General features: G+C 69.4%; 21 protein-coding genes. 14 read left to right on the top strand and 7 right to left on the bottom strand.

The window, feature by feature from the left end:
• Positions 1-100: 100 nt before the first annotated feature.
• The 3 genes from glmU (at position 101) to glmS (ending at position 4,189) form a co-directional block, all read left to right on the top strand.
• On the top strand, positions 101-1,462 hold the full coding sequence (glmU, locus tag G7A98_RS03125; protein ID WP_163648028.1) for a bifunctional UDP-N-acetylglucosamine diphosphorylase/glucosamine-1-phosphate N-acetyltransferase GlmU: 1,362 nt from the start codon (positions 101-103) through the stop codon (positions 1,460-1,462).
• Between the two features lie 104 nt (positions 1,463-1,566).
• Complete coding sequence (locus G7A98_RS03120) at positions 1,567-2,337, top strand: DeoR family transcriptional regulator (protein ID WP_163648027.1); 771 nt, start codon at positions 1,567-1,569, stop codon at positions 2,335-2,337.
• A 16-nt stretch (positions 2,338-2,353) separates the two neighbouring features.
• Positions 2,354-4,189 (top strand): glutamine--fructose-6-phosphate transaminase (isomerizing), encoded by a 1,836-nt coding sequence (glmS, locus tag G7A98_RS03115; protein ID WP_163648026.1) that lies wholly within the window; start codon positions 2,354-2,356, stop codon positions 4,187-4,189.
• A gap of 9 nt (positions 4,190-4,198) precedes the next feature.
• Here glmS and G7A98_RS03110 read toward each other — a convergent pair whose 3' ends face one another.
• A complete protein-coding gene (locus G7A98_RS03110) occupies positions 4,199-5,326 on the bottom strand; it encodes an MltA domain-containing protein (RefSeq protein ID WP_163648025.1) in 1,128 nt (375 codons plus the stop codon).
• Between the two features lie 176 nt (positions 5,327-5,502).
• Here G7A98_RS03110 and G7A98_RS03105 point away from each other — a divergent pair, with 176 nt between their 5' ends.
• Positions 5,503-6,378 (top strand): DUF72 domain-containing protein, encoded by an 876-nt coding sequence (locus tag G7A98_RS03105; RefSeq protein ID WP_163648024.1) that lies wholly within the window; start codon positions 5,503-5,505, stop codon positions 6,376-6,378.
• A gap of 493 nt (positions 6,379-6,871) precedes the next feature.
• Positions 6,872-8,233 (top strand): sodium-dependent transporter, encoded by a 1,362-nt coding sequence (locus G7A98_RS03100; protein ID WP_163648023.1) that lies wholly within the window; start codon positions 6,872-6,874, stop codon positions 8,231-8,233.
• A gap of 64 nt (positions 8,234-8,297) precedes the next feature.
• On the opposite strand, the gene G7A98_RS03095 is transcribed toward G7A98_RS03100, so the two are convergent.
• Complete coding sequence (locus tag G7A98_RS03095) at positions 8,298-8,498, bottom strand: hypothetical protein (RefSeq protein ID WP_163648022.1); 201 nt, start codon at positions 8,496-8,498, stop codon at positions 8,298-8,300.
• A gap of 200 nt (positions 8,499-8,698) precedes the next feature.
• On the opposite strand from G7A98_RS03095, the gene hexR reads away from it, so the two are divergent.
• The 4 genes from hexR to G7A98_RS03075 all read left to right on the top strand — a co-directional run bounded on the left by hexR (position 8,699) and on the right by G7A98_RS03075 (position 13,585).
• Complete coding sequence (hexR, locus tag G7A98_RS03090; RefSeq protein WP_163648021.1) at positions 8,699-9,586, top strand: transcriptional regulator HexR; 888 nt, start codon at positions 8,699-8,701, stop codon at positions 9,584-9,586.
• Positions 9,587-9,638: 52 nt separating this feature from the next.
• Positions 9,639-11,888, top strand: a complete 2,250-nt coding sequence (gene uvrD, locus G7A98_RS03085) for a DNA helicase II (RefSeq protein WP_163648020.1) — start codon at positions 9,639-9,641, stop codon at positions 11,886-11,888.
• Positions 11,889-11,909: 21 nt separating this feature from the next.
• The gene (locus G7A98_RS03080) at positions 11,910-12,368 is read left to right on the top strand and encodes a phosphate-starvation-inducible PsiE family protein (RefSeq protein WP_240464662.1); all 459 of its coding nucleotides are present in this window, start codon (positions 11,910-11,912) and stop codon (positions 12,366-12,368) included.
• A 131-nt stretch (positions 12,369-12,499) separates the two neighbouring features.
• Entirely contained in the window at positions 12,500-13,585 is a 1,086-nt protein-coding gene (locus G7A98_RS03075) for a TRAP transporter substrate-binding protein (protein ID WP_163648018.1), read from the top strand.
• A 36-nt stretch (positions 13,586-13,621) separates the two neighbouring features.
• Here the strand turns inward: G7A98_RS03075 and G7A98_RS03070 are convergent, their stop codons facing one another.
• Positions 13,622-14,041 (bottom strand): acyl-CoA thioesterase, encoded by a 420-nt coding sequence (locus tag G7A98_RS03070; RefSeq protein WP_163648017.1) that lies wholly within the window; start codon positions 14,039-14,041, stop codon positions 13,622-13,624.
• A gap of 333 nt (positions 14,042-14,374) precedes the next feature.
• Between G7A98_RS03070 and phoU the strand changes: the two genes are divergently transcribed.
• Positions 14,375-15,103 (top strand): phosphate signaling complex protein PhoU, encoded by a 729-nt coding sequence (gene phoU, locus G7A98_RS03065; RefSeq protein ID WP_163648016.1) that lies wholly within the window; start codon positions 14,375-14,377, stop codon positions 15,101-15,103.
• A gap of 87 nt (positions 15,104-15,190) precedes the next feature.
• Positions 15,191-15,934, top strand: coding sequence for a sulfate transporter CysZ (cysZ, locus tag G7A98_RS03060; RefSeq protein ID WP_163648015.1), 744 nt, complete (start codon positions 15,191-15,193; stop codon positions 15,932-15,934).
• A gap of 79 nt (positions 15,935-16,013) precedes the next feature.
• Here the strand turns inward: cysZ and phoR are convergent, their stop codons facing one another.
• The 4 genes from phoR to G7A98_RS03040 form a co-directional block, all read right to left on the bottom strand.
• Positions 16,014-17,363: a phosphate regulon sensor histidine kinase PhoR gene (gene phoR, locus G7A98_RS03055; RefSeq protein WP_163648014.1), complete on the bottom strand. Its 1,350-nt coding sequence runs from the start codon at positions 17,361-17,363 to the stop codon at positions 16,014-16,016.
• Positions 17,364-17,373: 10 nt separating this feature from the next.
• Positions 17,374-18,063, bottom strand: coding sequence for a phosphate regulon transcriptional regulator PhoB (gene phoB, locus G7A98_RS03050; protein WP_163648013.1), 690 nt, complete (start codon positions 18,061-18,063; stop codon positions 17,374-17,376).
• Positions 18,064-18,189: 126 nt separating this feature from the next.
• The gene (gene ubiA / locus G7A98_RS03045; protein ID WP_163648012.1) at positions 18,190-19,089 is read right to left on the bottom strand and encodes a 4-hydroxybenzoate octaprenyltransferase; all 900 of its coding nucleotides are present in this window, start codon (positions 19,087-19,089) and stop codon (positions 18,190-18,192) included.
• Positions 19,090-19,119: 30 nt separating this feature from the next.
• Positions 19,120-19,659, bottom strand: a complete 540-nt coding sequence (locus tag G7A98_RS03040) for a chorismate lyase (protein ID WP_224420365.1) — start codon at positions 19,657-19,659, stop codon at positions 19,120-19,122.
• A 99-nt stretch (positions 19,660-19,758) separates the two neighbouring features.
• Here G7A98_RS03040 and G7A98_RS03035 point away from each other — a divergent pair, with 99 nt between their 5' ends.
• The 3 genes from G7A98_RS03035 (at position 19,759) to G7A98_RS03025 (ending at position 21,755) form a co-directional block, all read left to right on the top strand.
• On the top strand, positions 19,759-20,919 hold the full coding sequence (locus tag G7A98_RS03035; RefSeq protein WP_163648011.1) for an FAD-dependent oxidoreductase: 1,161 nt from the start codon (positions 19,759-19,761) through the stop codon (positions 20,917-20,919).
• 122 nt (positions 20,920-21,041) lie between these two features.
• On the top strand, positions 21,042-21,317 hold the full coding sequence (locus G7A98_RS03030) for an HU family DNA-binding protein (RefSeq protein ID WP_163648010.1): 276 nt from the start codon (positions 21,042-21,044) through the stop codon (positions 21,315-21,317).
• An 81-nt stretch (positions 21,318-21,398) separates the two neighbouring features.
• Positions 21,399-21,755 carry a hypothetical protein gene (locus G7A98_RS03025; protein ID WP_163648009.1) on the top strand — a complete coding sequence of 119 codons (357 nt, stop codon included), beginning with the start codon at positions 21,399-21,401 and terminating at the stop codon, positions 21,753-21,755.
• The last annotated feature ends 98 nt before the right edge of the window (positions 21,756-21,853 follow it).

Below are 21,853 nucleotides of genomic sequence, written 5' to 3'. Positions count from 1 at the left end.
CCGGTTCGATCGTGTGCAAACACGGCGACCGTCATGGAGTCGCGGCCGGGGGGCTCGTAAACTGGCCACCGGTCAGGCGACAAGCGAACAAGGAGTGAAGATGTCTCTCGACGTGGTGATCCTGGCGGCCGGCCAGGGAACGCGGATGCGCTCGGCGCGCCCCAAGGTGCTGCATGCCCTGGCGGGCCGGCCGATGGTGCGCCATGTGCTGGATACCGCCGACAGCCTGGGCCCCGAGCGGCTGCACGTGGTGATCGGCCACGGCGGCGAGGCGGTGCGCGAGACGCTCGCCGACACCCGGGCGAGCTTCGTCGTCCAGGCCGAGCAGAAGGGCACCGGCCATGCCGTGGCGCAGGCGCTGGAGGCGCTCGGCGACGGCAAGGTGCTGATCCTCTACGGCGACGTGCCGCTGATTCGCCGCGAGACCCTCGAGGCGCTGCTCGCCGAGGTGGCGGACGATCGCCTGGGGCTGTTGACCGTGACCCTGGACGACCCCGCCGGTTACGGCCGCATCAAGCGCGATGCCGAGGGCCGGGCGGTGGCGATCGTCGAGCACAAGGATGCCTCCGAGGCCGAGCGCGGAATCCGCGAGTGCAACACCGGCATCATGGCGATGACCGCCGACCAGCTGCGGCGCTGGCTGCCGCGGCTCTCCGCCGACAATGCCCAGGGCGAGTACTACCTGACCGACGTCATCGCCATGGCCGCCGAGGAGCGCCTGACCATCGCCACGGCCCAGCCCGCGACTCCGGTGGAGGTCGAGGGCGTCAACAACCGGGCCCAGCTGGCCCGTCTCGAGCGCGCCTACCAGCTGGGCCAGGCCGAGGCGCTGATGACCGCCGGCGTGGCGCTGGCCGATCCGGCGCGGCTCGACGTCCGCGGCCGGCTGACCTGCGGGCGCGACGTGTTCATCGACGTGGGCTGCGTGTTCGAGGGCGAGGTCGAGCTGGCCGACGGGGTGACGGTCGGCCCCTACTGCGTGATCCGCGACTCGCGCATCGGCGCGGACTCGCGCATCGCGGCGCACAGTGTGCTGGAGGGGGCCGTGCTGGCGGGGGCCGGCCAGGTCGGGCCCTTCGCGCGGCTGCGCCCCGGCACGCACCTGGCCTCGGGGGCGAAGGTGGGCAACTTCGTCGAGACCAAGAACGCCCGGGTCGGCGAGGGCAGCAAGATCAACCACCTGAGCTACGTGGGCGATGCCGAGCTGGGCCGCGACGTCAACGTCGGCGCCGGCACCATCACCTGCAACTACGATGGTGCCCGCAAGCACCGCACCGAGATCGGCGATGCGGCCTTCATCGGCTCCAACACCGCCCTGGTGGCCCCGGTCACGGTGGGGGCGGGAGCCACCATCGGCGCCGGCTCGACGATCAGCCGCGATGTCGACGCCGGGGCGCTGGCGGTGGCCCGCAGCCGCCAGACCCAGCGCGACGACTGGCAGCGGCCGACCAGGGACGATTGAGCCCGTCGTGATGCTCTCGATGGCTTGACGCGGGCCGGGGATTGGCGTTTGATGGGCGCATTATCTTTCGAGTTGAAAGAAACTACTTTCGTTTCGACAGGAAAATGCCCAAGCGCGATACCCTGCAGCGGCGCCATGCGATCCTCGCCTACGTCAATGACCACGGCGAGACCAGCGTCGACAGCCTGGCCCGTCACTTTGCCACCTCCGAGGTCACGGTGCGCAAGGACCTGGCCACCCTCGAGAAGAGCGGCCTGCTGCTGCGCCGCTTCGGCGGTGCCGCGCCGCTGCCCCAGGAGATGCTCGCCGAGCCCGCGGCGGCACCGTCCGCCGCCAAGCGGGCCATCGCCCGGGCCGCCGGCGAGCGCATCCGCGCCCACAACCGCCTGATCATCGACAGCGGGACCACCACCTCGGCGATGATTTCCGAGCTCGGCGGCCACGAGGGGCTGGTGGTGATGACCAACGCCCTGTCGGTGGCCAACGCGCTGCGCGAGCTGGAGCCCGAGCCGGTGCTCCTGATGACCGGCGGGACCTGGGACCCGCACTCCGAGTCCTTCCAGGGGCGGGTCGCCGAGCAGGTACTGCGCTGCTACGACTTCGACCAGCTGTTCATCGGTGCCGACGGCATCGATCTCGAGCGCGGCACCACCACCTACAACGAGCTGATCGGCCTCTCGCGGGTGATGGCCGAGGTCGCCCGCGAGGTGGTGGTGCTGGTGGAGTCCGACAAGATCGGGCGGCGCATTCCCAATCTGGAGCTGCCCTGGGCGCGCATCCATACCCTGATTACCGACGACGGCATGGACGACGCCACCCGCGAGCGTCTCGAGGCTCACGATGTCGCCGTCATCCGTGTCGCCGTGAGCGAGTGAAGACAAGGAGGCCAGCATGTGTGGAATCGTCGGTGCCGTGGCCCGGCGCCCCGTTCAGGAGATCCTGCTCGAGGGGCTGCGGCGGCTTGAATATCGAGGCTACGACTCGGCGGGCATGGCGGTGCTCTCCGAGGATGCCCGCCTGAACCGCCAGCGGGCGATGGGCAAGGTGGCGGCGCTGGAAGCCTGCCTCGCCGAGGCGCCGCTGAACGGGCAGGTGGGCATCGCCCACACCCGCTGGGCGACCCACGGCCGGCCCAGCGAGTACAACGCCCACCCGCACCAGTCCGGCGAGAGCCTGGCGGTGGTGCACAACGGCATCATCGAGAATCACGAGACGCTCAAGGCCGAGCTGGAAGGTCAGGGCTACGTGTTCACCTCCGAGACCGACACCGAGGTGGTCGCCCACCTGCTGGCCCGCGAGTTCAATCGCAGCCAGGACCTGCTGACCGCCGTTCAGCAGGCGGTGGCGCTGCTCGAGGGCGCCTATGCGCTGGCCGTGCTGCATCGTGGCGAGCCCGAGACCCTGATCGGCGCCCGCAAGGGCAGCCCGCTGGTGGTCGGCGTGGGCATCGAGGAAACCTTCCTGGCCTCCGACCCGCTGGCGCTGCTGCCGGTCACCGACCGCTTTATCTACCTGCAGGAAGGCGACGTGGTGCGCCTGTCCCAGGGCGAGCCCCCCGAGGTCTTCGATCGTGCCGGCGAGCGTCAGGAACGCGGCGTGCAGACCTACGAGCATGGCGACGGCGCCGCCTCCAAGGACGGCTATCGCCACTTCATGCTCAAGGAAATCTACGAGCAGCCGCAGGTCATCGCCGCCACCCTCGAGGGACGGCTGAGCGAGCGACGGGTGCTGGCGGAAAGCTTCGGCCCCCAGGCCGAGGCGCTGCTGTCACGGGCCCGCCAGGTGCACATCGTGGCCTGCGGCACCAGCTATCACGCCGGACTGGTAGCGCGCTACTGGCTGGAGAAGTACGCCGGGCTGCCCACCCAGGTGGAGGTCGCCTCCGAGTATCGCTACCGCCGGGTGGTGGTGCCCGAGGATACCCTGTTCGTCACCCTGTCGCAGTCGGGCGAGACCGCCGACACCCTGGCGGCGTTGCGCTTTGCCCGCGAACGCGGCTACCTGGGCAGCCTGGCGATCTGCAACGTGCCGGGCAGTTCGCTGGTGCGCGAGTCGGACCTGGCGCTGATGACCCAGGCCGGGCCGGAGATCGGCGTGGCCTCGACCAAGGCCTTCACCACCCAGCTGGTGGCGCTGATGCTGCTCACCCTGTCGCTGGGTCGTCGCCACGGCCTGGATGCCGCCGAGGAGGCGCGCATCGTCCAGGCCCTGCACGCGCTGCCGGGGGGCGTGCGCCAGGTGCTCGGCCTGGATGCCGCCATCGAGGCGCTGTCGACGGCCTTCGCCGAGAAGCAGCACGCCCTGTTCCTGGGCCGGGGGGCGCACTACCCGATCGCCCTGGAGGGCGCGCTCAAGCTCAAGGAGATCTCCTACATCCACGCCGAGGCCTACCCGGCGGGCGAGCTCAAGCACGGCCCGCTGGCGCTGGTCGACAGCGAGATGCCGGTGATCTCGGTGGCGCCCAACGACGAGCTGCTGGAGAAGCTCAAGTCCAACCTGCAGGAGGTCCGCGCCCGCGGCGGCGAACTGTTCGTGTTCGCCGACGAGAGCGTGCGCCTGGAAGACACCGAGGGCGTGCACGTGCTGCGCCTGCCCCGGATCGACGAGGCCCTGGCGCCGCTGCTCTACACCCTGCCGCTGCAGCTGCTGTCCTACCACGTCGCGGTGCTCAAGGGCACCGACGTCGACCAGCCCCGCAACCTGGCCAAGTCGGTGACCGTCGAGTAGGCGCCTGACTCAGCGCCGCCGGCGCGGCATCAGCACCCACAGCTGGCCGGGCTGCTTCATGCGCCCGGCCAGCTCCCCCGCCTGGTCGCCGTGCCCCCAGAAGAAGTCGGCGCGCACCGCGCCGGTGATCGCGCTGCCGGTGTCCTGAGCGACCATCAGTTGCTGCAGCGGCTCGTTGGACAGCGGCCGCGTGGTGGCCAGGAACACCGGCGCGCCCAGCGGGATGCGCGAGGGGTCGACGGCCAGGCTGCGTCGCGAGGTGAGCGGCACGCCGAGGGCGCCGAGCGGGCCGTCCGCGCCGGCGCGCGGGTCGGACTCGCGAGGCTCGAAGAACACCACCCGCGGATTGACGTCGAGTGCGGCGTCCACCTGCTGCGGATGACGCCGGGCCCAGGCGCGGATGCCGTCGAGGGTGGCCTCGCCGGGGGTGATGGCGCCGCGGTCGATCAGCGCCCGGGCGAAGGAGCGAAAGGGCTGGTTGTTGGTGCCGGCATAGCCCACGTGCAGGGTGCCGCCCTCGGCCAGTTCGATGCGCCCGGAGCCCTGGATCTGCAGATAGGCGGCCTCGACGGGATCGTCGACCCAGACCAGCTCCTGCCCCTGGAGCCGGCCGCTCTTGCGCAGCGCCGCGCGGCTCGGGCGCCGGGCGTCGGGATCGTCCCGCCAGGCCTCGGGCAGGCGGTACAGCGGCGTCTGGTAGGGGCCGTGTCGCCGGCGCGAGCCGTGCAGCAGCGGTTCGTAGTAGCCGGTGATCAGCCCGGTGGTCGAGCCGTCGGCGTTGGCCATCAGGTAGGGGGCGAAGCGGTGTTCGAAGAAGTCGCGGATGGCCTCGCTGTCGAGCGGATCGAGGGCCTCGGCGTCGCGGCACACCGCCGCCCAGCCGTCGCGCCGGGCAAGGCGCCGACAGCTCTGCCGGAAGGCGCCCAGGGCGGCCACGGCGTTTTCCTGACGCCAGCCGGGCAGGTCCTGCCAGGTCATGGGCTGCATCTGCCGGGTGAGCTGCTGCTCCACCGGCGAGGGCGGCTCGGTCGGCTGCGGGGCCCGGCTGCTGCAGGCGGCCAGCAGGGCGAGCAGCAGCACGAGAATCAGGGAACGCACACCGCGGGCGGCGGGAGGCCAGGGGAGCTCGACGATCACGCGGGTTACCTCGCATCCGTGAAGAGGGAAAGTGCCTGCCAACCCGGCAGGGCACGCGGCCGGCTGGCTCGATTATAGGGGATGAGTCGCGACACGGCAGCCGATGCCGGGATGGCGCTGTCGGCAAGTCGGTGATGACGTATCCTGCGCGCTGGATCCTGATTCGCGAGCGTGTCATGAGCGACCGACACAGCGGGCCGCGGCTGCATCTGGGACTGCCGATGTGGGCCAATGCCGACTGGCGCGGCAGCCTCTACCCGCGGCAGGCGGCGTCCGGGGACTTCCTGGCCGACTATGCCCGGGTGTTCTCCAGCGTCGAGGGCAACACCACCTTCTACAGCGGCACCCCGCGCGCCGAGACGGTGGCGGCCTGGGCCCGGCGGGCACCGCCGACGTTCCGCTTCTGCTTCAAGCTACCGGCGACGCTGACCCATGAGCGACGCCTGACCGGGATCGACGCCGAACTGGAGGCCTTTCTCGACGGCCTGGCGCCGCTGGGGCCGCGCCTGGGGCCGGTGATGATCCAGCTGCCCCGCGACTTCGGCGTCGCGGAACTGCCGGCGCTGGAACGGGTGCTCGCGCGCTGGCCGGCGGGCGTGCCCTGCAGCGTCGAGGTCCGCGCTCGTGAATTCTTCCACAAGGGCAGCGCCGAGCAGCGTCTCAACCGCTTGTTGATAACTCACAACGTGGACCGGGTGATGCTCGACGTGCGGCCGTTGTTCGCCACGCCCGCCGGCGACGATCCGCGGCTGCGCGCTGCGCAGGCCGAAAAGCCCCGGCTCCCGTTACACGTGCTTTCCACGGGAGAGCGCCCCATCGTGCGCTTCATCGGCCATCTTGACACGGCGCTCAATCGGCGGTATTTCGCGCCCTGGGTCGAGCGCCTTCCCCTGTGGATAAAACAGGGGAAAACCCCTTTCCTGTTTGTGCATACCCCGGACAACCGCCAGGCCCCGGCCCTGGCGCGAACGCTCCACGAGGCGCTGGGCCAGGCACTGGACCTGCCGCCGCTGGCGGCGTTTCCCGGCGAACGCCAGGCCACGCTGTTCTGAATGGGCGCCGAGTGGCAGACGGGGCTGGTCAAGCGGTCCGTCATCGGCTAGTTTTGTCGCCCTTGCGCCCCATGGCGCGATGGCCCGATGACGGGCGAGGGTATGCCTGACCGGCATGCCCTCGCCCGTCACGGCTTGTTGACGGCAGCCGGCACGCTGCGTCGCTACACCCGGCGGCGCGGTGTGCCGGCTGTCTCGCGGCAGTGATCCTGCTGGCGGTTGAGGCAACCCGCCACACTCGGCTCCGCGCGACGACAGGCAAGTGCTCCGAGTCGTGCCCTTCGATCCCCGGTGTCAGATAGTCCGCTATTCACCCGCACGATCGTGTCGATTCGTTGCCGTGCCCGGCGTCCCGCGCCCGAACGGGTTGCGAGGATCCTGTCATGCCCTGGCAGGCAGCGTGCGATCCACGCTGCGCGGGACGTGGCACAACAAGGACAAGGCGTCATCGCATCCGATCGATCGATGATGACACGTACACTCAGGGTGCATTATGTCGAAGCAATCTCATGCCCAATGGTCATCCCGGCTGGCCTTCATTCTCGCCGCGGTAGGGTCGTCCGTCGGCCTTGGCAATATCTGGAAGTTCCCCTACATGACCGGCGAGAGCGGAGGCGGTGCCTTCGTGCTCATCTACCTGGTCTGCATCGCGCTGGTGGGCGTGCCCATCCTGATGTCGGAATGGCTGATCGGCCGTCTCGGCCAGCGCAACCCGATCGCCTCGATGTCGCTGTTGACCCGGCGCTTCAAGCGTAGTCCCGCCTGGGTGCTGATCGGGGTGTTCGGCATCCTCGGCGCCTACCTGATCCTGTCGTTCTACAGCGTGATCGGCGGCTGGGGGCTGGCCTACATCGAACTCGGCGCGAGCAATGCCTTCGCCGGCCTGGACAGCGCGGCGGTGGGCGACATGTTCAGCGGCCTGCTGGCCGATCCGACGCGACTGCTGCTCTGGCACAGCCTGTTCATGCTGCTGACCATCGGCGTGGTGCTGGGCGGCGTGACCGGCGGCCTGGAGCGCGCCACCAAGCTGCTGATGCCGGCGCTGGTGGTACTGCTGGTGGTGCTGGTCGGCTATGCCGCGACCTCCGGGGCCTTCGCCGAGGGCGTGGCCTACCTGTTCACGCCGGACTTCTCCAGGCTGTCCAAGGACGGGGTGCTGGCCGCGCTGGGCCATGCCTTCTTCACGCTGAGCCTGGGCATGGGGATCATGATCGCCTACGGTTCCTACCTGCCGCAGGAGGTCAACATCGGGCGCAGCGCCCTCATCGTCGTGGTGATGGACACCGTGATCGCGCTGATGGCGGGGCTGGCCATCTTCCCGGTGGTCTTCGCCAACGAGCTGAGCCCGGCCGCCGGCCCGGGGCTGATCTTCCAGACCCTGCCGCTGGCGTTCGGCCACATGACCGGCGGCTGGCTGTTCGGCGTGCTGTTCTTCGTGCTGCTGGTGTTCGCCGCCTGGACCTCGGCGATCTCGCTGCTCGAGCCGATCGTCGAATGGCTCGAGGAGCGCACCCCGCTGTCCCGCGTCGGCGCCACCCTGGTGGCCGGCGCCGCCACCTGGGCGCTGGGCATCGTCACCGTGCTGTCGTTCAACGTCTGGTCCGGCGTGGCGCCGCTGGGGGTGTTCGCCAAGTTCGACGGCATGACCATGTTCGACCTGCTGGACTACTTCACCAGCAAGCTGATCCTGCCGCTGACCGGCCTGGCCGCAGTGCTGTTCGTGGGCTGGTGCATCGGCCGCGAGGAACTCCACGCGAACCTCAAGATGGGCGACGGCGCCTTCGCGCTGTGGCGTTTCGCGGCGCGCTACGTGGCCCCGCTGGGGGTGATCGTGGTCTTCCTCGGCAGCCTGTAGGCGCCACCGAGGTCATGCCGGCATCCCGCGCCCCGACCGTCAGGTCGGGGCGTTTTCGATGGAGCTACTGCAGGGCGTCGTCCTCGAAATCGGCGATGTCGCGCTCGAGCCGCCGAATCTCGTTGTGCATCTCGATGCCCCGGCGTGCGCGCAGGTAGCGGACGGCGGCGCTCTTCTTGCGGGTCTCGTGCTCGGCGACCTCCATGGTCATGAAGATGTCGAGAAGCTCGCTTCTGACGGCGCCCAGCTGTTCTCCATTATGCATGTCGACTCTCCTTGCAGCGGCAAAGGTGTCAATGACACGTCATTTCTTACTATACCCCAGTTGACAAAATCGTGACATTGAGGGCCGGGCTGCCGTTTTCCCCGCGGATTGGGCATACTGGGGGGCGGCGATGACCCGCAGGGCCATCCCGCCGGCGCGCCGGTCGCCACGACCGGCCGATACAGCAAGAGGAGCGAACCGTGAGTCGTGCCCTATTCGATGAAATGCGACGTCGCATGGAGCACTTTCGTCGCTCCGAGCAGAAGGTGGCGCGCTTCGTGCTGCGTCATCCCGACGAGGTCATCCACATGCGCATCGTCGACCTGGCCACCGAGGCCAAGGTCAGCGAGCCGACCGTGGTGCGCTTCTGCCGGGCGCTGGGCTGCAGCGGCTTCCAGGACTTCAAGCTGCAGCTGGCGCAGATGCTGGCCGCCGGCAGCCAGTTCGCCCAGTTCTCGATGAACGACAGCGACAGCGTCGCCGAGTTTTCCCACAGCCTGTTCGACTCCACCATCGGCACCCTGCTGTCGGTGCGCGACCGGCTCGACAACGACGCCCTGGGGCGCGCGGTCAACGCCCTGGCGATGGCCAATCGGGTCGAGTTCTACGGCTTCGGCGCCTCCGGCGCGGTGGCCTTCGACGCCCAGCACAAGTTCTTCCGCCTGCAGATTTCCACCTCGGCCTACACCGACCCGCACATGCAGAACATGTCGGCGGCGACCCTCCAGGAGGGCGACGTGGTGGTGGCGATCTCGCAGACCGGGCGCACCCGGGCGCTGGTCGACAGCGTGCGCCTGGCCCGCGAGAAGGGCGCCACGGTGATCGGGCTGTGCCCGAGCCGCTCGCCGCTGGCCGATGAGGTCAGCCTGCCGCTGTACATCGACGTCCACGAGGACACCGAGATCTACACGCCGATGAGCTCGCGCATTGCCCACCTGGTGATCATCGACGTGCTCGCCGTGGGCGTGGCCAAGACCCGCGGGCCCAAGCTCGCCGAGCAGTTGAAGGCGGTCAAGCGCAGCCTCATGCCGCTGCGCTTCCCCGAGCCGGGCGAGGGCACCGGCAGCGAGTCCCCGGCGACGTCCTGAGGCGCCGATGTGCTAAGCTGGGCGCCCATTTCGCAGCTCGACAGCGGTATCCATGGACGACGTTCTTTCGGGCGCAGGCTCGCCGGGCAATGGCTCGCCGGGCGACGTCTCGACGCTTCTCGACGATCTCAATCCGGCCCAGCGCGAGGCCGTCAGCGCGCCGCTGGGCAACATGCTGGTGCTGGCCGGCGCCGGCTCGGGCAAGACCCGGGTGCTGGTGCACCGCATCGCCTGGCTGCTGCGGGTCGAAGGGCTCTCGCCCTACGCGATCCTCGCCGTGACCTTCACCAACAAGGCGGCGCGCGAGATGCGCACCCGCCTCGAGGCGCTGCTGGGGATTTCGCTGCGCAACATCTGGGTGGGCACCTTCCACTCCATCGCCCACCGCCTGCTGCGTACCCACTGGCAGGACGCGCGCCTGCCGCAGCACTTCCAGATCCTCGATGCCGACGACCAGCTGCGCCTGATCAAGCGCCTGCTCAAGGACTACAACATCGACGACGAGCGCTTCCCGCCGCGCCAGGTGCAGTACTTCATCTCCGGCTGCAAGGAGGAGGGCCTGCGTCCGCAGCAGGTGCAGACTCACGGTGACGCCTACCTGGGGCAGATGGTCGAGCTCTACGAGCGTTACCAGCTGACCTGCGAGCGCGGCGGGCTGGTCGACTTCGGCGAGCTGCTGCTGCGCAGCCTCGAGCTGCTGCGCGACAATCCCCGGCTGCTGGCCCACTACCGCGAGCGCTTCGCCCACCTGCTGGTCGACGAGTTCCAGGACACCAACACCCTGCAGTACGCCTGGCTCAAGCTGCTCGCCGGCGAGCACAACGGCCTGACCGTGGTCGGCGACGACGACCAGTCGATCTACGGCTGGCGCGGCGCGCGGGTCGAGAACATCCGCCGCTTCGAGCAGGAATTCCCGGGGACGCGTACCGTGCGCCTCGAGCAGAACTACCGCTCGACCAGCGCCATCCTCGATGCCGCCAACGCCCTGATCGGCCACAACACCGGGCGCATGGGCAAGGAGCTGTGGACCGCCGGGGCCAAGGGCGAGCCGATCTCCGTGTATGCCGGCTTCAACGATCTGGACGAGTCGCGCTTCATCGTCGACACCATCAAGGAAAAGGTCGACGCGGGCTTCAATCGCCGCGAGATCGCCATCCTCTACCGCTCCAACGCCCAGTCGCGGGTGATCGAGGAGACCCTGATCCGCCAGGGCGTGCCCTACCGCATCTATGGCGGCCAGCGCTTCTACGAGCGCCTGGAGATCAAGAACGCCCTGGCCTACCTGCGCCTGCTGCTCAACCGCGAGGACGACGCCTCGCTGGAACGGGTGATCAACGTGCCGGCCCGCGGCATCGGCACCCGCACCGTGGAGATCCTGCGCGTGCGCGCCCGCGAGACCGGCACCTCGCTGTGGCAGGCCCTGCACGACAGCGTCAGCGACGCCACCCTCAAGGGCCGGGCGGCCAACGCCGTGACCGCCTTCGCCAACCTGATCGAGCGGCTCGACAACGACACCGCCGGCATGGCGCTGCACGAGATCATCGAGCACGTCAACACGGTGACCGGGCTGGTCGAGCATCACCGCAACGAGAAGGGCGAGAAGGGCCAGGCCCGGGTCGAGAACCTCGAGGAACTGGTCAATGCCGCGCGCGCCTTCACCCAGGGCGAGGCGCTGGCGATACAGGAGGTCGGCGAGGGCAGCGCGGCCCTCGAGCCGTTTCTCGCCGAGGCGGCGCTCAACGCTGGCGACCACGAGGCCGACGAGTTCGAGGACGGTGTGCAGCTGATGACCCTGCACTCCGCCAAGGGGCTGGAGTTCCCGGTGGTGTTCATCGCCGGGGTCGAGGAGGGGCTGTTCCCGCACAAGATGTCACTGGAGGAAACCGGGCGGCTCGAGGAGGAGCGCCGGCTGTGCTATGTGGGCGTGACTCGCGCCATGCACAAGCTCTACCTGACCCACGCCGAGCTGCGTCGCCTGCACGGCAAGGAGACCTTCCAGCGGCCGTCGCGCTTCCTGCGCGAGCTGCCCGAGGAACTGCTCGAGGAGGTGCGCCTGCGCGGTCAGGTCTCGCGGCCGGTGACGGCGACGCGGCCGGCACGCGGCCTCGCCCAGGCGTCGGTCGACGGCGGCGGCGATCTACCGGTGCTGTCGCTGGGCCAGCGCGTCCATCACCCGCTGTTCGGCGAGGGCGTGGTGCTCAACGCCGAGGGCCAGGGCGAGCGAGCCCGGGTGCAGGTGAGCTTCGAGGGCGAGGGCGACAAGTGGCTGGTGCTGGGGTTCGCCAAGCTGACCCCGCTGTAACCTCCGGACGGGATGCGTCACATGAAGAAGAAATGGTTTCCCGAGCTGTTCGACAACTGGGCACGGCTATCCGGCTACCAGCGCTTCGAGCGGCTGGTGTCGCTAGTACTGACCGTGGCGATCGGCGCCACGGTGCTGACCGCGCTCTACTATCTGGTGATGCACGTCGTCGAACTGTTGTTCGTGCAGACCCGCGATCCCTTCGACTACCGGGTCTTTCAGGCGGTCTTCGACATGATCCTCACCGTGCTGATCGCCATGGAGTTCAACAACTCCATCGTCCGTACCATGGAGAGTGGCGGCGGGTTCATTCACGTCGAGATCGTGGTGCTGATCGCCATCATGGCGCTGGTGCGCAAGTTCATGGTGCTGGACTTCGAGGCCGTCGAGCCGCTCAAGATCCTCGCCCTGGCGGCCGCCGTGCTGGGGCTGGGCATCTGTTACTGGCTGGTTCGCCACGGCAACCGCAGTAGCGGCTGAGCGCCGGCCCCCCTGCCTTGCCGGTCAAATAAGCCCTGACGCATACTGTGGCCTTTCGGGCGGCGCGCCACGGCCGTCCGGGAGGGACACACCCCACGGGGCACAAGAACAGTTACCGGAGATACATCCGCATGCAACGACGCAAGTTTCTGACGACACTGGGGGCCGGCGCCGCCGGTGTCGCGGCCGCGCCTTTCGTTTCCACCGCCCGCGCCCAGGACACCATCCGCTGGAAGATGGTCACCTCCTGGCCCAAGAACTTCCCCGCGCTGGGTACCGGCGCCAACGACTTCGCCAAGCGCATCGGCGAGCTGTCCGGGGGGCGGATGCAGGTCGACGTCTACGGCGCCGGCGAGCTGGTGCCGGCGCTCGAGGTCTTCGACGCGGTGTCCGAGGGCACCGCGCAGATGGGCCACTCCGCCTCCTACTACTGGCGCGGCAAGGTGCCGGCGGCGCAGTACTTCACCGCCGTGCCGTTCGGCATGAACACCACCGAAACCAACGCCTGGCTGTACCAGGGCGGCGGCATGGCGCTGTGGGACGAGCTCTACGCGGGGCACAACCTCAAGCCCTTCGCGGTGGGCAACACCGGCACCCAGATGGCCGGCTGGTTCAAGAAGGAAATCAACTCGCTGGAGGACATGCAGGGCCTGAAGATCCGCCTGCCCGGGCTCGCCGGCGAGGTGATGAATCGCATCGGCGCCACCGCCCTGACCATCCCCGGCTCGGAGATCTTCACCTCGATGCAGACCGGCGTGCTCGACGCCGCCGACTGGGTGGGGCCCTACAACGACCTGGCCTTCGGGCTCTATCAGGTCGCCGACTACTACTACACCTCGGCCTGGAACGAGCCCAGCGCGATTCTCGAGGGCACGGTCAATCTCGAGGCCTGGAAGGCGCTGCCCGACGACCTCAAGGTGGTGGTGCAGGAAGCCGCGCGCAGCGCCAACCTGGCGATGATCGACGAGTTCACCTTCCGCAACGCCGAGGCGCTCAAGACGCTGGTCGAGGAGCACAATGTGCAGCTGCGCTCGCTGCCCGACGACGTGCTCAAGGCGCTCGCCGAAGCCTCGCAGAAGGTCCTGCAGGAGCAGGCCGACAACGACCCGGCGTCGAAGAAGATCTTCGACTCCTACCGTGACTTCCAGCAGCAGGTTCGCCGCTACACCGACATCGGCGAGTTCGCCTACCTGAAGAACCGCGCCCTGGTCAGCTGACGGCCCGCGCCGTCGGGTGCCACCGGCCGGGGCGGCTCAGAGGCTCTCCCGGCTGGTCTCGGGCACCGCGCGAATGCGCCCGTTGTCGTCCAGCGCCACCATCACGAAGCGGGCCTCGGTGACCTTGTGCATCTCCTCGGGGTCGCGCTCGTGGGGCGGACGGATCCACACCTCGACGTCGATGGTGATCGAGCTGCGGCCGATCTCGCGCACCGCGGTGAAGATGTTGACCACCGAGCCGATGCGGACCGGACAGAGGAAGTCCATCGCCTCGATCGCCACGGTGGCGGTACGCCCGTGGGCCTGGCGGCCGGCGCACAGCTCGGCGGCCTGGTCCATCTGATTGACCAGCCAGCCGCCGCTGATGTCGCCGTAGAGGTTGGTGTCCTGGCGGGCGGCCAGCACCTTGAGGGTCAGATCGCCACGCGGGGCGGGTACATCATCGAGATCGGTCATGGTCGATTCCCTTCCGGCACTTGTTGTTGTCACGAGCTGGCCGCCATCTTAAACGGCCGCGCCGTCGGGCGACCAGCCTCGCCGTGCACTTCGCGGCGTCCCCGGCTTCCTGCGTGCGGGCGACTCCGACTACAATCGAAGTCGAGCGGACCGGGAGCCGCGGCCCGTTCGTGACGCCCGGCCCGCCCTGATGTCGGTGTCGTGGATTCATCGGAATGCAATCTTGTTCCGGCATCATCGCCACCAGCGGTTTCGTGCCCGGAACATCATCCGCGTCTGGCGCTCAGCGAATTTCACCTCATCGGCCGTTCGTGCGCGGCCCCGGAGAACGTCATGGACATCACCAGCGAGACTCACAGTCAGCATATTTCCAAGCAGTTCAACCAGGAACTCGAGGAACTCAAGACCCACCTGATGGCGATGGGGGGCCTGGTCGAGAAACAGGTGCAGGAAGCCATCTCCGCGCTGCTCGACGGCGACACCCGGTTGGCCGAACGCGTGCGCGACAACGACAAGGCCGTCAACGACATGCAGCTGAAGATCGATGACGAGTGCACGCGGGTGCTGGCACGCCGGCAGCCGGCGGCGTCCGACCTGCGGCTGGTGCTGGCGGTGATCCGCGCCACCTCGGATCTCGAGCGCATCGGCGACGAGGCCTGCAAGATCGCCCGCAACGCCCTCGCGCTGGCCGAATCCGGACGCCAGGTGCACGGCTTCGTCGAGGTCCGCCACATCAGCGAGCACGTGCGCAAGATGACCCGCGATGCCCTGACGGCATTCGCCCGCTTCGATACCGAGCTGGCCCTGAAGGTCGCCCACGAGGACGACGCCGTGGACAGCGAGTACACCAGCGCCATGCGCTCGCTGATGACCTTCATGATGGAGGACCCGCGCTCGATCAGCTCGATTCTCAGCGTGATGTGGATCCTGCGGGCCCTGGAGCGTATCGGCGACCACGCCGACAACCTGGCCGAGTACGTCATCTACCTGGTCAAGGGGCTGGATGTCCGTCACCGCAACATCGATGCGCTTGACGATTCCTCGCTGACCGGTAAAGGTTGATCCCCGACGGCCCTCCGGGCCGTCATCGACCCCGGCCGTCGCCTGCGCGACGGCCGTTTCGTTGTTCGTTGCGGGAATCCTCCGACCATGCTCAATGCCTTCAGCGCCCTGGCCCGGGGCACGCGCCTGGTGCTCTCGCCGGGGCTGCGTCGTTACGTCTTTCTGCCGATTCTGGCCAACCTGCTGCTCTATGTCGGCACCCTCGTCTACCTGTTCGACAACTTCGGCGGCTGGATCGACTATGGAATGCGCCAGGTGCCGGGCTGGCTGAACTGGCTCGAGTGGCTGATCTGGCCGCTGCTGGTGGCGAGCCTCGCGGTGGTGGTGTTCTTTACCTTCACGCTGGTCGCCAACCTGATCGCCGCGCCCTTCTACGGCTTTCTCGCCGAGAAGGTCGAGCGCCAGGTCACCGGCCGGCCGCCGCTGGACGATCGCGGCTTCGCCCGCGCCGCCGTCGACGCCCTGGGCCGCGAGCTGGTCAAGCTGGGCTATATCCTGCCGCGCATGGCGCTGCTCTTCCTGCTCGGCTTCGTGCCCGGGCTGAACCTGGTGATGCCGTTTCTATGGGCGGCCTTCTCGGCCTGGATGATGGCGGTCACCTACCTCGACTACCCGATGGACAACAACCTGGTCAGTTTCGTCGAGATGCGCCGCCGTCTGCGCTCGCGCTGGTGGCCGACGCTGACCTTCGGCGGCTGGGTGATGGCGGCCAGCTGGGTACCGGTGCTCAACCTGCTGCTGCTGCCCGGTGCGGTCGCCGGGGCGGTGCTGATGTGGCAGCAGCACTACCGGGACCTGCCGGTAGCGGCCGAGCGGGCGAAGCGTCCCTGATGGGGTAAAGGGCAGCATCCCGGGTGGCGGGTTGCCCGGCCGGAGCCGTGCGGCGTGCGCGACGACCCGCCGTCACCCGCTATTGCCCGCTGTCGGCGGTGCGGTACGTGACCTCGGTGTCGGAGCCGGTCTCGCCGAGGGGGCGGCGGATCAGGCGGGCGGCGGGAAACACGCAACGGAACAGCGCGCCCTCGCCGGGGCGTGACTCGATCTCCAGGCGCGCATCGTGGCGCAGCAGCACGTGCTTGACGATCGCCAGCCCCAGACCGGTGCCGCCGGTGGCCGCGCTGCGCCCCTTGTCGACCCGGTAGAAGCGCTCGGTCAGGCGCGGGAGGTGCACCGGGTCGATGCCGTCGCCGTCATCCTCGACCTCGAGGGCGGCGCCGTCCTGCCAGGGGCGCCAGCGCAGGGTGATGGTGCTGTCCTCGGGGGTGTAGCGCACGGCGTTGAAGGCCAGGTTGGAGACCGCGCTGCGCAGCTCCGCCTCGACCCCCAGCAGGTCGCGCGACTCGGCGGTCTCGATGCGCACCCGGCGTCCGCCGCCCGCCAGGGCGGCGGCGTCGTCGCGCACGCTGCCCAGCAGCGGCGCCACGGCCACCGGCACGCTGCGCTCGGTCTGGTGATCGGTTTCCAGCCGCGACAGCAGCAGCAGGTCCTCGACCAGGTTCTGCATGCGCCGGGTCTGGTCCTGCATCTGGCCGAGGCCGCGCTGCCAGCGCGGCGGCAGCTGGTCGGCATGCTCGGTGTAGGTCTCGAGATAGCCGGTGAGCACGGTCAGCGGCGTGCGCAGCTCGTGGGAGACGTTGGCGACGAAGTCGCGGCGCATCTGCTCGAGACGGTGCAGGCGGGTGATGTCGCGCACCATCACCAGGCGCTCGTTGTCGCCGTAGAGGGTGATCTGGAACTGCAGCATCAGGTCGTCGCGCAGCGGCGAGGGCAGCACCACCGGCTCGCGGTAGTCGCGGGCGTTGAAGTAGTCGATGAAGCGCGGGTCGCGCAGCAGGTTGGTGACGGGCTGGCCGCGGTCGTGACGGGCCTGCAGGCCGAGCATGCGTTCGGCGGCGCTGTTCCACCAGTCCATGTTGCCCTGGTTGTCGAGCATCACCACGCTGTCGCGCATCGCCTCGGCGGATTCCTGGATGCGGTGGATCACGTCGCGCAGACGCTGCTGGGTCAGCCGCTGGACCTTCTGGTAACGGTAGAGGCGATCGAACAGGTCGCCCCACACGCCGCTGCCCGCCGGCGGCTCCTGGCTCGGATCACTGTTCAGCCACTGGTAGAGCTCGCGCAGGTGGCGCAGGTGGATGAGCACGAACAGGGCGAGACCGGCGGCCACGCCCCAGCCGAGACTGCCGAATACCCAGCCCAGCAGGCCCAGCCCGACGACCAGGTAGGCCAGCCGCCAGAGCTCGTTGTTCCAGTAGTACATGCCGGTGATCTCATCCCCGCGCCGAGAAGCGATAGCCGGTACCGCGCACGGTCTGGATCAGGTGCTGATGCGCCTCGCCCAGTGCCTTGCGCAGGCGGCGGATATGCACGTCGACCGTGCGTTCCTCGACGTAGACGTTGCCACCCCACACCTGATCGAGCAACTGGCCGCGGGTATAGGCGCGCTCCGGGTGGGTCATGAAGAACTGCAGCAGCCGGTACTCGGTGGGGCCGACCTCCAGCGCCTGGCCGTGGGACGATACCCGGTGGCTGGCCGGGTCGAGCATCAGGCCGTCGACCTCCACCACCTCCTCGACGCCCCGCGGCGTGGTGCGGCGCAGCACCGCCTTGAGCCGGGCGACCAGCTCGCGCGGCGAGAACGGCTTGGTGATGTAGTCGTCGGCGCCGGCCTCGAGCCCGAGGATCTTGTTGTCCTCCTCGCTCTTGGCGGTGAGCATGATGATCGGCAACTCGGCGGTGGTCTCCTCGCGCTTCAGGCGCCGCGCCAGCTCGATGCCGCTGGTGCCGGGCATCATCCAGTCGAGCAGCAGCAGGTCGGGCTGGCTGTCGACGATCAGGGCGTGGGCGTCCTGGGCATTGTCGGCCTCCAGGACCCGGTAATCGGCCATCTCCAGCGCCACGGCGATCATCTCGCGGATGGAGGGCTCGTCATCGACGATCAGAACGGTCTTGGATGTCATTTCCCTGGCCTCGTGGGGTGACGGACACCGCCCGCGGCAGGCATCCGTCGGTGACAGGACGATGACGATTACAACGCGCGGACATGACAAGCTTGTGACAGGTGCCGGACGGCCGCCAGCCCCGCATCAGCCCTCGGGCCACAGCGCCATCACGAGGCCGGCGTGCAGCACCAGCCCCGCCCAGTGGTTGTTGAGAAACGCCCGGAAGCAGCGTTCCCGGGAGCGGTCGCGGATCAGCCACTGCTGGTAGACGAAGATCAGCCCCATCGCCGTCAGGCCGACCCAGAAGTAGCCGCTCAGCGCCTGGCGCACGCCCACCACCGCCAGCAGGGTCAGGGTAGCCAGCTGCAGCAGACCGATGATCAGCTTGTCGTGGCGGCCGAACAGCACGGCGGTGGACTTGATGCCGATCTTCAGGTCGTCGTCGCGGTCGACCATGGCGTATTCGGTGTCGTAGGCCACCGTCCACAGCACGTTGGCGAGGAACAGCAGCCAGGCATCCGCCGGCAGCTGCTGCTGGACGGCGCCGAAGGCCATGGGAATCGCCCACGAGAAGGCCGCGCCGAGCACCACCTGCGGCCAGTGGGTATAGCGCTTCATGAACGGATAGACGAAGGCCAGTGCCACCCCGCCGAACGACAGCATCACCGTGAAGGCGTTGGTGAAGCAGACCAGCACGAAGGACGCGGCGACCAGCCCCGCGAACAGCACCCGGGCCTCGCCCGCACCGATCCGCCCGGTGGCCAGCGGACGATCGCGGGTGCGCTTGACGTGGCCGTCGAAGTGGCGGTCGGCGTAGTCGTTGATCACGCAGCCGGCGGCGCGCATCAGGTAGACGCCGGCGACGAAGATCAGCAGCGTCGCGCGCTCGGGCAGGCCGTCGGCGGCGATCCACAGGGCCCACAGGGTCGGCCACATCAACAGCCAGGTGCCGATCGGCCGGTCGAGCCGGGTCAGGTGCAGGAAGGCGGGCAGGCGCGCGGGATGCAGGCGAGCCAGACCGACGGGACGCGGGGTGGGTTGCATGACAGCCTCCGAGAACGATCGGGCCACAGTCTAGCGAGTCGCCAGCCCCAGTTCATCCGCCATGGCGGTCAGGAAGAACTCCTGGACCAGCACCTCGAAGCGGCCGTGGCGAAAGCGCGAGCGCCGTCCCCAGGGCGCCTCGGCCGTCGGAAAGGGCGGCGCGCCACGGGTGATCGCGATCGGTCCGCGCTCGAGATCCGGCTGGCGGAACAGCCAGTGGCCCAGCGAGCGCTCGCCGAGCTGGCCCAGCCGCTGGCCGGTCAGGCTGGTCAGCGGCGCCACCGAGCGGGCGAGCACCCAGGGCGTGTCGCCGCTGCACAGCGCCACCTCGCGACACCAGACATAGTGCGAGGCGGGCACGCCGAGGGCACGGGCCTCGTCGCGGCGCGGGCGGGCCAGGCGCTGGGCGAGCAGGCGCACGGCGAAGGGCTGCGGCATCGCCGCGCCCAGCCGCCGGGTCAGCGAATCGCGCGAGGCCAGCCACTGCCACCAGGCCGGGCTCATCGCCGGCCGCCAGGCGGCGGCGGGGCGCCAGTGGGGGATCGCCACGGGGCGTGTCGAAGCGGGCAAACCGGCCTCCGGGTCGGCAAACGGGCGCGATAGTGTACCATGACGACCTGGCCGGCCCGGTCCCGGCCCGTCATCCACGACCCGCTGGCACCACGACCCATGACTCGATCCCTGACCCTGATCGGCAGCGGCATGGCCGGTTTCGGCCTGGCGCGTGCCCTGCGCCGCCTGCAGCCCGAGCGGCCGATCACCCTGATCACCGCCGACAGCGGCGACGACTATTCCAAGCCCCTGCTCTCCACCGGCTTCGCCAAGGGCCTGGCGCCGGAGGCGCTGGCCGCCGACTCGGCGCTGGATGCCGCCGAGCGCCTGAATCTGGTGATGCGCCCCCGGACCCGGGTCGACGCCCTCGATCCCGTGGCCCGCGAGCTGCACATCGGCGCCGAGCGCCTGCCCTTCGATGACCTGGTGCTGGCCACCGGGGCCGCGCCGCAGCCGCCCTTCGCCATCGACGCAACACTCGCCGGGCGGGTCTTCACCATCAACGACCTCGACGACTACCGGGCCTTCCATGCCGCCCTGACGGCGCTGGGGCGGTCGGCGCGCGTCGCCGTCATCGGCGCCGGGCTGGTGGGCTGCGAGTACGCCAACGACCTGGTCGCCGGCGGTCATGCCGTGGCCATGATCGCCCCCGAGCGGGCGCCGCTGGCCCGCCTGCTGCCCGAGCCGCTGGGCCGGGTGCTGGGCGCTGCGCTGGCCGGGGCGGGGGTCGAGCTGCATCTGGGGCGCGGCGTGGGCGAGCTGGGTCTCGACGGCGGGGATCTGAGCGTGGCGCTGGATGACGGCCATGTCCTCGACGCCGACCTGGTGCTGGTCGCCACCGGCCTGGTGCCGCGCACCGAGCTGGCCGCCACGGCAGGGCTCGCGGTCAGCGAGGCCGGGATCCAGGTCGATCGCTGCCTGCGCACCGCGGTCGAGGGCATCCACGCCCTGGGCGACGTGGCCTGCGTCGACGGCGTCAACGCCATGTATGTCCAGCCGCTGCAGGCCGGCGCCCGCGCCCTGGCGGCGACGCTGGCCGGCACCCCCACCGCCGTGCGCTACGGTCCCTGGCCGGTGCTGGTCAAGACGCCCTGCTGCCCGGTGGTGGCCCTGCCGCCGCGGGTCACGCCCGCCCGCTGGCGCATCGAGGGCGAGGGCGACGATCTCGCCGCCCTGGCCGAGGACGACCGGGGGCGGCTGCTGGGCTTTGCGTTGACCGGGCGCTGTGTACGGCGGAAAGTCGAACTGGCGCGAGCCGCGCCGCCGTTGCTAATCTAGGTGCGTCGTGGCCCGCGGCCCCGGCGGCTGCCGGAGCGCCGGCCGGCGCTCGGGAGACGCCCGAAACAACAACAAGCGGCAGTCGAGGCTGCCGTCTTACACTGCCCCAGACAGGAGGTTCCATGCGCAAGCCAGAACTCGCGGCGGCCATCGCCGAGCGTGCCGATCTTTCCAAGGACAAGGCCAGCCAGGTGCTCAACGTGATCCTCGACGAGATCACCGGCAGCGTCGCCAAGGGCCAGGATGTCTCGCTCATCGGCTTCGGCTCGTTCACCGTGCGCGAGCGTGCCGCCCGTACCGGCAAGAATCCGCAGACCGGCGAGGCGCTGACCATCCCCGCCAGCAGGACCGTGGCCTTCAAGGCGGGCAAGGCGCTCAAGGACGCCGTCGCCAAGTAACGCCTCGCGGCTGGAGCGTGTCGCGACCGGCGTGCGCTCCGCCGACGCTCTTCCTTCCCACGTGCGAGTCATGGACGGCCCATGAAACTGCGACTGATGCTCTGGCTGCTCGGCCTGCTGCTCAAGCGCGCGCGGCGTCGCCACGCGGGCTTTCGCGAGCGGCTGCGCGACCGCCCGCTGGCCTGGGGAATCGCCACCGAGGATTTGCGCATCGCCCGCCACTACCGGCTGACGGCCGAGCGCGTGCAGTCGGCATCGGGCCTGCCGGTGGACCTCGACCTGGAACTGCGCTTCCGTGACCCCGACACGGCGCTGGCCGTGCTTCGCCACCCCTCCCCGCGCGCCTTTCGCGACGGCCTGATCGACGGCCGGCTGCGCCTGGTGGGCGACACCCGCGACCTCGAGCGCCTGCAGGGCCTGCTTGCCTTCCTGCGTTGACTTCCGGCGCTGATCGCTGCGGCATGACGACGTTATACTAACGTCGCACAAGCGGATGCCCCCGTATCCGTCCGACCGCTGCCGAGGAGACCCGACCG

It is taken from the genome of Modicisalibacter sp. 'Wilcox' (assembly GCF_010993675.1).
Taxonomy (GTDB): domain Bacteria; phylum Pseudomonadota; class Gammaproteobacteria; order Pseudomonadales; family Halomonadaceae; genus Modicisalibacter; species Modicisalibacter tunisiensis.
The sequence above is the reverse complement of the archived record's forward strand: the minus strand, read 5'-3'. Positions and strand labels throughout refer to the sequence as shown.